Raw genomic sequence first — 11,670 nt, 5'->3', positions numbered from 1 at the left:
ACTACGCGACGGTTTCCATCCCCCCCCCCCCCGTCCCTTTTCGCCCCCTGCCGGGGGGGCGGGCCGGGATTCTTTGGTGTGTTTTTTCCCCCCCCCCCCCCCCCCCCCCCCCCGGCCGGGCCGTGCTCGTGGGCGTACGGCCGTCCCCCTGGTCCGGCGCCGGCCGGCGCGCCGGGGTGAGCCTCAGAGCGCCCCGGCGTCGCGGGCCGTCCACACCGACGGGTAGAGCGGGCGCCACCCCAGCTCCCGGCGGATCGCCGCGGTCGAGACCTGCCCGTCCCACGGGTCGGCCAGGTCGCGCCCGCCCGCGCCCGCCGGCTGCGGCACGCCGTTGATCTCGTGCAGGTCCCAGGCGGTGACCGGCGCGTCGTCGCCCACGTTGTACGTCCGGCCCTCCACACCGGGCGTGACCGCCGCGCGCCACAGCGCCTGCGCCACGTCGGCGTGGTGGACCACGGGCAGCCGCTGGTGCGAAGGCCACCCGCCGGCCCAGTGCAGCGAGGCCGCCAGATGCGGGTCGCCCTCGCCGTAGACGAACGCCAGCCGGGTGACCACCAGCGGCAGCCGGTCGCCCAGCCCCCGCAGCCCCGCCTCCGCCTCGGCCTTCGACGCGGCGTACGCGCCCCAGGCGGCATCCGGGCTCAGCCCGTCCGCCTCGACGGCCGGACGGCCCAGCCCGCGCCCGTACACCAGGTTGGTGCTGGTGTGCACGAACCGGCGCACTCCGGCCTCGGCCGCCTCCCGGCCCAGCGCCACCGCCGCGTCCCGGTTCACCGCGAACGCCTCCTCGTCCGGCACCCCGCGCAACGCCGCCGCCACGTTCACGACCACGTCCGCGCCCTCCAGCGCACGGGCCCGGTCAACCTGCTGCCGCAGGTCGCCGGCCACCACCTGCACGCCGAGCGCGGCCAGGGGGGCGGCCCGCGCCTCGTTCCGCACCAGCACCCGGACCGCGTCCGCGCCGGCCCACTGCGCCAGCCGCGGCACGAACCTGCGGCCGACCTGTCCCGTCGCCCCGGTCACCAGAAACACCGTCATCGTCGACTCCTCGTCGGCTCTCCGCCCGCTGGTCGGCCCGTCCGGCCGCCGCGACAGACTCTGCCGGGCCTGCCGCGGCGGTGGGAGAGACCTCCTCAACCAGGGATCGGCAATCCCTGGCCCGGCATCCCGCCGGTGCGCGATGCTGAACCGCATGATCGACCGACCGGCCCTCGCCGACTTCCTCACCCGCCGTCGCGCACGCCTCACCCCCGCCGATGTCGGCCTGCCGCCCGGCGCCCGCCGCCGCACGCCGGGCCTGCGCCGCGAGGAGGTCGCCCACCTGGCCGGGCTCTCGGTCGACTACTACGCCCGGCTGGAACAGCGGCGCGGCCCCCAGCCCTCGCCGCAACTGGCCGCCGCCCTCGCCCGCGCGCTGCGCCTGACCGACGACGAACGCGACCACCTCTTCCACCTGGCCGGCCACGAACCACCGCGCCGGCACAGCCCGTTGAGCCACATCCGGCCCGGCCTGCTGCTGATCCTGGACCGCCTGCACGACACTCCGGCCCAGGTCGTCTCGGATGTCGGCGACGTCCTCGCCCAGAACCCGATGGCCGCCGCGCTCCTCGGCGACACGGCGGACCGGGCGCCTCACCTGCGCAACATGACGGTCCGCTGGTTCGCCGACCCCGCCGCCCGCGCCCTCTTCCCACCCGAGGAGCACGACACCCTCGCCCGCGCCCACGTCGCCCACCTGCGCGCGGCCCACGCCGCCCGGCCGGGCGACCCGCACCTCGCCGCCCTGCTCGACCGGCTGCGGGCCACCGGCCAGGAGTTCGCCGCCTACTGGGACGAGCACGACGTCGCCGTCCGGCGCAGCAGCCGCAAGACCGTCCTGCACCCCGTGGTCGGCCGGCTCGACCTCGACTGCGAGGTCCTGGCGACCGGCGGCCAGGACCAGCTGCTGCTGGTCTACACCGCCTCCGCGGGTTCGGACACGGCGGAGCGGCTGGAGCTGCTGCGCGTCGTCGGCCGGCAGGACCTCGCGGCCCCGGAGCCGGGGGGGCGTTCCGTCGTGACCGCGGCCGACCGGTCGGGCCGCTGAGCGGCCAGGCCCCGGCGCCGTGACCCTGTCATCTGTCAGGGACCGCTCCCGCCGCACCCCTCCTAGGCTGCTGACCACTGGCCAGACCAGCCACACCAGAGGGAGATCCACCCATGCGCAAGATCATCCACGCCGCCGCCGCGCTCGCCCTCGCGACCGCCGCCATGACCGCCCTCGGCACCACCGGCGCCCAGGCCGCCGACGGCTCGTGGGACGGCTGCCCGTACGGGGCGGTCTGCGTCTACGGCGAGGGCGCGCCCACCTCCACCCCGCCGACCGACGTGTTCTGGAGCTACGGCGCCCACAACCTGCAGAACAAGACCGGCTGGCACTGGGTCCTCAACAACCAGTCCGGCGGCGCCCACTCCCACCTGTGCCTCGGCTACAACGGCACCAACTGCAACTACGACATGCCCGCCCAGAACGGCGTCTGGGCCGACCTCACCCCGGTCAACTCCATCACCCTCGATCGCCCCTGAGCGCCCCCTGAGTACCTGACCGCCCCTGAGTACCCTGACACCCCGCTCCTGCCCCGTGGGCGCCGGAGTCCGTCCGGCGGCCACGCCGCGTCCGCGGGCCGGTGGCATCATGACGCCCCGGTCAACTCACCTGAGGGGAGGGGCAGGTGAGGTCGCGCGCGGGGATCCGGCCGGCGAGCAGGTAGGACTCGACGACGTCGCGGACGCAGGTGTTCGGGCCGGGGTACTGGCCGTGGTCGCCGTTGCCGGTGACCGTCACCAGGCGGGAGCCGCGCAACGCGCGGTGGGCGGAGAGGGCGGCCTCGTAGTACGTGGCCGGGTCGTGCACCGAGTTGAGCATCAGCGTGGGCGGCAGCCCGGCGCCGGTGACCCGGACCTTCGGCGCGGTGGGGGCCGGCCAGGTGGCGCAGACGGCGGCGAAGGCCAGCGTCCGGGCGCCCACCAGTGGCCACCGGGCGGCGTTCTCGGCGCCCCGGGCGGCCCAGACGGAGAGGTCGCGGGTCCAGGGTGTGTCGTTGCAGGTCACCGAGAAGAACTCGGCGACGAACTCCGGGCTGAGGTAGTCGCCGAAGACCCGCCGCGCCGTCGCCCGGGCGGCCGGGTCGGCACCAGGCCAGTCCTCCAGCGCCGTCAGTGAAGTGGCCAGCAGCGAGAAGCCGTTGTCCATGCGGTAGATGCCCTGGATGGTGCCGTTGTCCAGCTGGTTGGGGCCGATGGTCAGGGTGCCGTCGACGAGCGGGTCGTCGTGCAGGGCGGCGCGCCGCTGCTCCCAGTGGGCCTTGGCCTCGGCGGGGGTGGAGCCGTAGTGGTAGGTGCTGTCGCGTGCCGCGAGCCAGGGCAGGAAGTCCTCCTCGAAGCGGCGCTGGAAGCTCATCGGCTGGCCGAGCTGGAACTGCTCCCAGCTGCCGTCGAAGCCGATGTTGCTGTCCAGCACCATCCGCTCGACCCGCTGCGGGAAGAGCGTCGCGTAGTACGCCCCGATCATGGTGGCGTAGGACGGGCCGTAGTAGGTGATCCGCCGCTCGCCGAGCAGGGCGCGGAAGAGGTCGATGTCGCGGGCGGTCTGCTCGGTGGTCAGGTAGGGCAGCAGGCCGCCGCTGCGCTGCTCGCAGTCGGCCGCCAGCTTGCGGGAGTCGGCGATGACGCGCTCCCGTGCGGCGGGGGAGTCGTCGCGGAAGTCCCCGGCGAAGAAGGCCTGGAACTCCTCGGGGGTCTGACAGACGGCCCGGGTGCTGTGGCCCACCCCGCGCTGGTCGAAGCCGACCACGTCGTAGGCGGCCCCGAGGGCGGGCGCGTCGTGGACGAAGCCGGCCGGGCGCAGCAGGCCCTTGCCGCCGGGGCCGCCCGCCGCCATGAGGAGCGTGCCGCGCCGCTGGGCGGGGTCGGCCACTCGGTGCCGGGAGACGGCGACGGTGAGGTCCGGGCCGTCCGCCGGGTGGTGCCAGTCGCGCGGGACGGCCATGGTGGCGCACTCCAGCGAGGGCTCCTCGGCGCAGGGCTGCCAGGCGAGGTGCTGCTGGGCGTACCGGGCCGGGACGGCGGGCGTGGCAGGTATGGCCGAGGCGCCGGTGGCCCCGGCGGTGGCGGGCAGGGTGACGGCGGCGAGCAGCGCGGCCGTCAGGGCGGCGAGCGGTGTCCGGCGCCGGCGAGTGCCGGGGCCGGTACGGGTGCCGGTGCGGGGAGGGGCGGACGGGGCAGGGCTGGTCATGGTCGCGTTCACGTTCACGTTCTTGATCCTGGCCGCCCGGAGCAGGGCGATCGATGGGGTGGGCACCCGTCTTGGGGGTGTAGGTAGGGACACCAGGCCCGCCCCTCTGGCCGGAATCTCCACAACTTCGCTACAAGAACGCCGGGTTGCTCCCCTGTCGGCACGGCGGCACACACGCCCGGGACCGACTGCGTGCGGCGCGAGACCGGCAAGGTGACGGCCAGGGACGTCGACAGCGGCGGCGACTCCACCACCTACACGCTGACCGTGGCACGCGAGGCGGCCCCGGGCCGCCGCGCTGCCGGGGGCTTCCGCTGACGGGCCGCCAGCTCGTCTCCAAACGCGACCGGTCGACTACTGTATGCGCGGAAATGCGGGGGCGGCTCCGGCTCGTCCCCCGGCCCTTCGACGCAGGAGACACACGGTGGCAGAGAGCCTCATCGCGACGCTGGACACGACCCTCGGCACGATCAAGGTCAGGCTGTTCCCGAATCACGCGCCCAAGACCGTCCGTAACTTCGTGGAACTCGCCCAGGGCGAGCGCGAGTGGACGCACCCGGAGACCGGAAAGACGTCGAACGACCGGCTCTACGACGGCACCGTCTTCCATCGTGTGATCGCCGGCTTCATGATCCAGGGCGGCGACCCGCTCGGCCTGGGCGTCGGCGGCCCGGGGTACGAGTTCGACGACGAGATCCACCCGGACCTCTACTTCAACAAGCCCTACCTGCTGGCCATGGCCAACGCCGGGAAGCGGAACGGCCGGGGCACCAACGGCTCGCAGTTCTTCATCACGGTCGGCCCGGCCCCGCACCTCAACACCAAGCACACCATCTTCGGCGAGGTCGTCGAGGGCGCCGACGTGGTGGACGCGATCGCCAAGACCGAGACCGCTCCCGATGAGCGCCCGGTCGAGGACGTCGTCCTCCGGACGGTCACCATCGAGCGCGTCACCTCCTGATCGCGCGCGTCACCCCCTGACGCCGCCGCGCCCGGGCCCCCGCATCGTCGGTCCGACGAAGTGAGGGCCCGGGCGCACGGTCGCGCCCGCGCTGCGCCCGGTGGGTCGCTCCCGGGCCACTCAGTAGGCCGCGGTGAAGCGGGTGCGGTGGTGGGCGGGGTGCTCGGCCTCGTCGAGGAGGACGACGGCGAGGTCCTCCATGGAGATGGCGGAGGTGCCCGCGGCGTCCACGACCAGTTCGTCCCGGCCGAGGCGGTAGCGGCCGGTGCGCTCGCCCGGCGCGAGGAGCGCGGCGGGGCTGAGGTAGGCCCAGTCGACCGCGGTGTCGGCCCGGTAGAGGTCGAGCTGCTCGCTGCAGGCGAGGGCGATGGGGCGCCAGCCGGCCGGGAAGTCGGGGCCGTCGATGACGGTGGCGCCGCCACCACCGGGCAGGGTGAGGCTGCCGGCGCCGCCGACGACCAGCAGCCGCACGCCCGTTCCGGCCAGGCCGGCCAGCAGGCCCTTGGTGGCGGTGGCCAGTTCACCCTCGCTGCCGGGCGCCGGGCGGGTGGCGCTGATCACCACGTCCTGGCCGGCGGCGAGCCGGTTGACGTCCTCGGCGTTGCGGGCGTCGCCGGTGGCGATCGTGACCTCGGCCGGCAGGCTGTGCGGCCGGGCCGGGTCGCGCAGGACGGCGGTGACCTGGTGGCCGCGGGCGAAGGCCTCGGCGATGACGCGGCTGCCGACGTTGCCGGTGGCGCCGAACACGGTGATGCGCATGGGGTTCTCCAGAGATCGGTGGGGATGGGGGAGTCGAGCGGCCGGAGGTCTAGGCGGCGTGCTCGCGCACAGGGCGCTGCTCGTCCACGGGTCGCTGCTCGTCCACGGGCCGGGTGAGCGGCGCCGTGGCGGCGCGCGGCCGCTGGGTCTGGGCGGCGACCAGCGAGCCGAGCACGATCACCGCGCCGACGGCCTGGACGGGCGAGAGGTCCTGTCCGAGGGCCAGCCAGCCGAGGGCGGTGGCGACCACCGGGCTGAGCAGCCCGAGGAAGGTGACGGAGGTCGGCGGCAGCGCGCGGATCCCGCGGAACCAGAGCGCGTACGAGACGGCGGCGCCGATCAGGCTGAGGTAGCCGTAGCCGAGCAGGTTGGCGCCGGTGAGGTGGGACGGCGGCGCGCCCTCGACCAGGAGCGCGACCGGGACCAGCAGCAGGCCGCCCGCGGTGAGCTGCCAGCCGGTGGTGGCGAGCAGCGGGGCCGGTGAGGTCCACCGCTTGGAGAGGACGACTCCGGTGGCCATCACGACGGCGCCGCCGAGCGCGGCCGCGATGCCGATGGCGTCGAGCTGGGCGTTGGCCCGCAGTACCAGCAGGCTGACGCCGGCCACGCCGGCGATGCCGGAGAGCAGGGTGCGCAGCGAGAGGCGGTCGCCGAGCAGTCCGGCGGAGAGTCCTGCGGCGATCAGCGGCTGGACGGCGCCGACGGTGGCGGCGACCCCGCCGGGCAGGCGGTAGGCGGCGATGAAGAGCAGGGCCATGAAGACGCCGATGTTGAGCGCGCCCAGCACCAGCGAGCGCCACCACCAACTGCCCGTCGGGAGGCGGCGGGTGACGGCGAGGAGGAGGAGTCCGGCGGGCAGGGCGCGGAGCACCGCGGCGAGCAGTGGGCGGTTGGGCGGGAGCAGTTCCGTGGTGACGAGGTAGGTCGACCCCCAGATGGCGGGGGCGAGAGCGGTCACCAGCACGATTCCGAGTCGATTCCTTAGCACTAAGCCAATGTATCTCAGCGCTAAGGCATCTGACCTCGGTCGGGTGAATCGGGTGGTGTGAGGTATCTCACCGCTAAGGCATCGTTTAGGCTGGACCGGTGGCAGACCATGTGGACCGACTCGTGCGGCAGTGGGGCGCGGAGCCCCCCGACCTCGACGTCTCCCCGATGGAGGTGATCGGCCGGCTCAAGCGGCTCTCCCGCCTCGTGGAAGCCGAGCTGAAACGGAACTTCGCCGAACACGACCTGGACGCCGCCTCCTTCGACGTCCTCGCCACCCTGCGCCGCAGCGGCCCGCCCTACCGGCTCACCCCCACCGGGCTGATGCAGTCCGCGATGGTCACCTCCGGCGCGATCAGCCAGCGCCTCGACCGGCTGGAGGCCCGGGGCCTGGTCACCCGCACCCCCAGCGGATCCGACGGCCGCAGCCGCGACGTGGCCCTCACCCCCGAAGGCCACGCCCTGGTCGACCGCGCCCTCCCCGACCACCTCATCACCGAACGGCGCATCCTGGCAGACCTCGACGCTTCCCAGACCGAGGCCCTGGTGGCCGCCCTGCGCACCCTGCTCACCACGCTGGGCGACGGGGACGACGCGCGGTAACGGGCCCGCTCGCTACGAGTTGACCGCCACCGCCTTGAAGAAGGTGTAGTGGAACGTCCCGCCGTCCTCCGCCGTGCGGCGAAGGTCGGCGATGCCCTCGTCGAAGGCGGCCGCCGTGGTGAGGCCTGCCGCGAGTGCGGCGGGGCGGACGGACTCGACCATCGCGACGAAGGTGCGGCGGGTGAACCCCTCGACCAGCTCCGGGCGGCTCCCGTCCGCATGGACGGTGCGCGGGCGGACGGTGACGTCGTGGAACCCCGCCTCCGTCAGCAGCGGGTACAGGCGGCGCCCGAGCAGGCCGTCGCCGCCCGCGTCGGCCTGCAGCCGGACGAGGTGGTCCACCGTCGCGCGGGCGGCGGGGCTCTCCGGGTGGAAGAACGCCGAGCCGTGGTCGCCCTCGATCACCGTGATCGTGCCGCCCGGCCTCAGCACCCGCCGCAGGGCGGCCAGCGCGGCCACCGGGTCCGCCAGGTGCTCCAGCACGAAGCAGACGAAGAGATGGTCGAAGGAGCCGTCGGCGAACGGCAGCTCGTGCAGGTCCCCGTGGTGCCACGTCACCTGCGCGCCGGGCGCGTGCGCCGCCACCCGGGCGCGGGCCTGGGCGAGCGAGTCGGCCGAGATGTCGGCGGCCGTCAGCCGCACCCCGGGGCTGCCCGCCAGCAGGTGCAGCGTCTGGGCCCCGACGCCGCAGCCCGCCTCCAGTACCCGGCTGCCCGCCGGGTACGCCGTGCCCGCGTGCAGCAGCTCCGCGAGGGTGTTCGCCTGGTCGCCGAGCCGCTGCGCCTCGGTCGTCGAGTAGCCGTGCACATAGGTGTGGTTCTCCGCGGGGCCGGCGGCCCGCGACGGCGAGGTGGTCTCCGGGAATGTCGTTTCCGTCGTCATGACCCCAGCCTGGCCCGCACAATGGACCGGTGAACAGGTCCAAAGAGCCGGCCGTCGACAGGTCCAAAACTGCCGGAGTCGACTTCCTGCAGCTCGACACCGCCGACGCCCCGCCCGGCGGGCTCGCCGACTGGCTGGCGCGGCGGTTGCGCCGGGCGATCGCGGACGGCCGCCTCCCCGCCGGCAGCCGGCTGCCCGCCACCCGGGTGCTCGCCGCGGAACTGAAGGTCTCCCGAGGGGTCGTCACCGACGCCTACCGGCGGCTCACCGAGGAGGGCCAGATCGCCGGGCGGGGCAGGGGCGGCACCGTCGTCGTCGCCACCCCCGCGCCGCCGCCCCCGCCGGCCGGGCCGCCCGCCCCGGCGCCCGCCCTGTTCGAGGCCGCGCCCGCCCCCGAGAGCTTCGACGCGCTGCGCGCCACCCCCGCCCGGATCGACCTCTCGCCCGGCGTCCCCGACCTCGCCGCCTTCCCGCGGGCCGCCTGGCTGCGCGCCGAACGCGCCGTCCTCCACGGGCTCCCCGCCCACGAGTTCGGCTACGGCGACCCGCGCGGCACCCCCGCACTCCGCCGGGCCGTCGCCCACTGGCTCGCCCGCAACCGGGGCATCCGCGCCGACCCCGACGAGGTGCTGATCGTCGCCGGCGCCGCCCAGGCCCTCGCCCTACTCGGCCAGGTGTTCGGCCGGTCCGGCATCACCGAGGTCGCCGTCGAGGACCCGGGCTCGCTCGGCACCCGCCAGCACCTCGGCCACTGGCTCACCGCCACCCCGCCCGTCCCGGTCGACGCCGACGGCATCCGGGTCGACGCCCTGCGCGCCACCGGCGCCCCGGCCGTGCTGCTCACCCCCGCCCACCAGTTCCCGGCCGGCGTGGTGCTCGGCGGCGAACGGCGCCGCGAACTGCTCCGCTGGGCCGGCGAGGGCGGCCTCGTCATCGAGGACGACTACGACGCCGAACACCGCTACGACCGCGCCCCCGTGCCCGCGCTGCGTGCCGTCCTCCCCGAACAGGTCTGCTACACCGGCAGCGTCTCCAAACTGCTCGCCCCCGCCCTGCGCACCGGCTGGCTGCTCGTGCCGGCCCGCCACCGCGAGGCCGTCCTCGCCGCCAAACGCTTCGCCGACCTCGGCAACGCCGCCCTTCCGCAACTGGTGCTGGCCCGGCTCATGGAGACCGGTGAGCTGGAGCGCCACCTGCGCCTGCTGCGCCCGCGGCACCGGCGGCGGCGGGACGCGATGATCGCCGCGATCGGCGCGCACCTGCCGGGCGCCGTCGTGCACGGCGCGGCGGCCGGTCTGCACCTGATGGTCACCTTCCCGGCCGGGCTCGACTGCTCCGACACCGAACTCGCGACGGCAGCGCTCGCGCACGGTGTCAAGGTGCAGCCGCTCTCCTGGCACGCCCGGCTGCCGCACCCGCCCGGGCTGGTGCTGGGCTACGCGGCCGGCGCGCCGGGCGACCTCGCGGAGGGCGTCGCCGTGCTGGGTCGATTGTTGGGGCGGATGGGGTAATGGGGGCGCGTCGTGCGGGGCCCGGCCGGGCCGGATCCCGATAGCCTGGCGCACCGGATCACCCAGCCCCGCCCGCCCCACGCTCCGACCCGAGCCCCGTGCCCGGCCCCGCCCGCCCCACGTGCCGCCTGCCCCACGCCCCGCTGCCCCACGCCCCGTCCGTCGCCAAGCCCCGTCTGTGCCGAGCCCTCGTGTCCAGCCCCGTCCCATGCCCCGGGAGGCCCCATGCCGTCGCTCCGGCGGACCGCCCGCTGCGCGGCGCTGGCCCTGCTGCTGACCGCCCTGACCCCGGCCCCGGCCGGTACGGCGCGCGGCACCCACCGGCCGCCGCCCATCGCGGAGAGGAACACCCCCATGCCGACCGAGGACTCCCGGCTGCTCGCCGGCCGGCGGATCGTCTACTCCTACCGTGGCCCGACGCCGCCGCCCGACCTGCTCCAGGCGATCCGCGAGGGCCGGGCGGCCGGCGTCATCCTGTTCCGCGACAACATCGTCTCACCCGACCAACTCCACGTCGCGGTCGGGCAGTTGAACCAGGCCGCCGCCGAGGCGCCGGGCGCCCGGCCGCTGCTGCTGATGACCGACCAGGAGGGCGGCAAGGTCCGCCGGCTCCCCGGTGCGCCCGAACTCTCCGCCCGCCGTACCGGATTGGCCCCCGACCCGGTCGCCGAAGCCGCCCGATCGGGCGCAGGCGCAGGACGCAACCTCGCCGACGCCGGCCTGAACACCAACCTCGCCCCCGTCCTGGACGTCTACGACACCCCTGACAACTTCATCGACCACTCCGAGCGCTCCTACGGCCAAGACCCCTCCGTGGTGGCCACGTTGGGCGCCGCCTTCCTCACCGCCCAACAGGGTCTCGGTGTCGCCACCACCGCCAAGCACTTCCCCGGCCTCGGCTCCGCCGCGAGCGGGCTGAACACCGACGAGGGCCCCGTCACCCTCCCCGTCCCGCTCGCCGAGCTCCGCGCCCGCGGCGAGGAGCCCTACCGCGCCGCCATCGCCGCCGGCGTCCGACTGGTCATGACCTCCTGGGCCGTCTACCCCGCCCTGGACCCGGCCCGCCCGGCCGGCCTCTCGCCCGCCGTCGTGCAGGGCGAACTCCGCGAGCGCCTCCGCTTCCAGGGCGTCACCATCACCGACGCCCTCGAAGCCGGCGCCCTGGCTTCCTACGGCGACACCCCTGCCCGCGCCCTCGCCGCCGCAGGGGCGGGCATGGACCTGCTGCTCTGCTCCGGTCGCGACGTGTCCCAGGGCGACGCCGCCGCCGGCGCCCTGGCCGACGGCCTGGACAGCGGCAGCCTGGACCGCGGGGCCTTCCTCGACGCCCTCCACCGGGTCGACGCCCTGCGCTCCTCCCTCGCCGGTTCGTGAGTGCTGCTCGGCCACCCTCGGCCTGCGTGGACAGCGCTACACCGGCCCGTGTCCGGTCTCGGACGGGCATTGACATCCAGGCGCAAAGTGAAATGCTTTTTTCACGAAGCACTTGTCGGAAATGTGAATCTGTTACCACCGTGTCACAGCGTGTCACGATATCCTATTGCTTTCGCAGGGTAAGGGCCCGGTAGGTCGGGCAATCCTGTCGGTGTTTGGGCCCGCGCACGGAGGCGGCATTTTTGGATTACCGGCCGCAGTGAGGAGGCCTTCGATGGCAAGTCAATTGTTGGATCTTCCTCAAGGCCTGGGGTACTTGC

General features: G+C 74.8%; 12 protein-coding genes. 7 read left to right on the top strand and 5 right to left on the bottom strand.

Going from position 1 to position 11,670, the window contains the following annotated elements; all coding sequences use genetic code 11:
• Nucleotides 1-183: 183 nt before the first annotated feature.
• Entirely contained in the window at nt 184-1,038 is an 855-nt protein-coding gene (locus ACZ6NC_RS05900) for an NAD-dependent epimerase/dehydratase family protein (protein WP_465729401.1), read from the bottom strand.
• A gap of 157 nt (nt 1,039-1,195) precedes the next feature.
• Here ACZ6NC_RS05900 and ACZ6NC_RS05895 point away from each other — a divergent pair, with 157 nt between their 5' ends.
• A complete protein-coding gene (locus ACZ6NC_RS05895; RefSeq protein ID WP_465729413.1) occupies nt 1,196-2,086 on the top strand; it encodes a helix-turn-helix transcriptional regulator in 891 nt (296 codons plus the stop codon).
• Between the two features lie 113 nt (nt 2,087-2,199).
• Nucleotides 2,200-2,565 carry a hypothetical protein gene (locus ACZ6NC_RS05890; RefSeq protein WP_396322183.1) on the top strand — a complete coding sequence of 122 codons (366 nt, stop codon included), beginning with the start codon at nt 2,200-2,202 and terminating at the stop codon, nt 2,563-2,565.
• Between the two features lie 121 nt (nt 2,566-2,686).
• On the opposite strand, the gene ACZ6NC_RS05885 is transcribed toward ACZ6NC_RS05890, so the two are convergent.
• Nucleotides 2,687-4,339, bottom strand: a complete 1,653-nt coding sequence (locus tag ACZ6NC_RS05885) for an alpha/beta hydrolase (RefSeq protein WP_465729399.1) — start codon at nt 4,337-4,339, stop codon at nt 2,687-2,689.
• Between the two features lie 126 nt (nt 4,340-4,465).
• Between ACZ6NC_RS05885 and ACZ6NC_RS05880 the strand changes: the two genes are divergently transcribed.
• Together ACZ6NC_RS05880 and ACZ6NC_RS05875 are read left to right on the top strand one after the other, a co-directional pair.
• Nucleotides 4,466-4,591 (top strand): hypothetical protein, encoded by a 126-nt coding sequence (locus ACZ6NC_RS05880; RefSeq protein ID WP_465729397.1) that lies wholly within the window; start codon nt 4,466-4,468, stop codon nt 4,589-4,591.
• A gap of 106 nt (nt 4,592-4,697) precedes the next feature.
• Entirely contained in the window at nt 4,698-5,234 is a 537-nt protein-coding gene (locus ACZ6NC_RS05875; protein WP_465729395.1) for a peptidylprolyl isomerase, read from the top strand.
• 120 nt (nt 5,235-5,354) lie between these two features.
• On the opposite strand, the gene ACZ6NC_RS05870 is transcribed toward ACZ6NC_RS05875, so the two are convergent.
• Both ACZ6NC_RS05870 and ACZ6NC_RS05865 read right to left on the bottom strand, forming a co-directional pair.
• Nucleotides 5,355-5,993 carry an NAD(P)-dependent oxidoreductase gene (locus ACZ6NC_RS05870; protein WP_465729393.1) on the bottom strand — a complete coding sequence of 213 codons (639 nt, stop codon included), beginning with the start codon at nt 5,991-5,993 and terminating at the stop codon, nt 5,355-5,357.
• 49 nt (nt 5,994-6,042) lie between these two features.
• Nucleotides 6,043-6,981, bottom strand: coding sequence for an EamA family transporter (locus ACZ6NC_RS05865; RefSeq protein WP_465729391.1), 939 nt, complete (start codon nt 6,979-6,981; stop codon nt 6,043-6,045).
• A gap of 98 nt (nt 6,982-7,079) precedes the next feature.
• Here ACZ6NC_RS05865 and ACZ6NC_RS05860 point away from each other — a divergent pair, with 98 nt between their 5' ends.
• Nucleotides 7,080-7,583 carry a MarR family winged helix-turn-helix transcriptional regulator gene (locus ACZ6NC_RS05860; protein WP_465729389.1) on the top strand — a complete coding sequence of 168 codons (504 nt, stop codon included), beginning with the start codon at nt 7,080-7,082 and terminating at the stop codon, nt 7,581-7,583.
• Nucleotides 7,584-7,595: 12 nt separating this feature from the next.
• On the opposite strand, the gene ACZ6NC_RS05855 is transcribed toward ACZ6NC_RS05860, so the two are convergent.
• The gene (locus ACZ6NC_RS05855; RefSeq protein WP_465729387.1) at nt 7,596-8,465 is read right to left on the bottom strand and encodes a methyltransferase domain-containing protein; all 870 of its coding nucleotides are present in this window, start codon (nt 8,463-8,465) and stop codon (nt 7,596-7,598) included.
• 29 nt (nt 8,466-8,494) lie between these two features.
• On the opposite strand from ACZ6NC_RS05855, the gene pdxR reads away from it, so the two are divergent.
• Nucleotides 8,495-9,976, top strand: coding sequence for a MocR-like pyridoxine biosynthesis transcription factor PdxR (gene pdxR / locus ACZ6NC_RS05850; protein ID WP_465729385.1), 1,482 nt, complete (start codon nt 8,495-8,497; stop codon nt 9,974-9,976).
• Between the two features lie 225 nt (nt 9,977-10,201).
• Complete coding sequence (locus ACZ6NC_RS05845) at nt 10,202-11,350, top strand: glycoside hydrolase family 3 N-terminal domain-containing protein (protein ID WP_465729383.1); 1,149 nt, start codon at nt 10,202-10,204, stop codon at nt 11,348-11,350.
• Nucleotides 11,351-11,670 lie beyond the last annotated feature (320 nt).

This window comes from Kitasatospora sp. NPDC041988 (genome assembly GCF_055588525.1).
The sequence above is the reverse complement of the archived record's forward strand: the minus strand, read 5'-3'. Positions and strand labels throughout refer to the sequence as shown.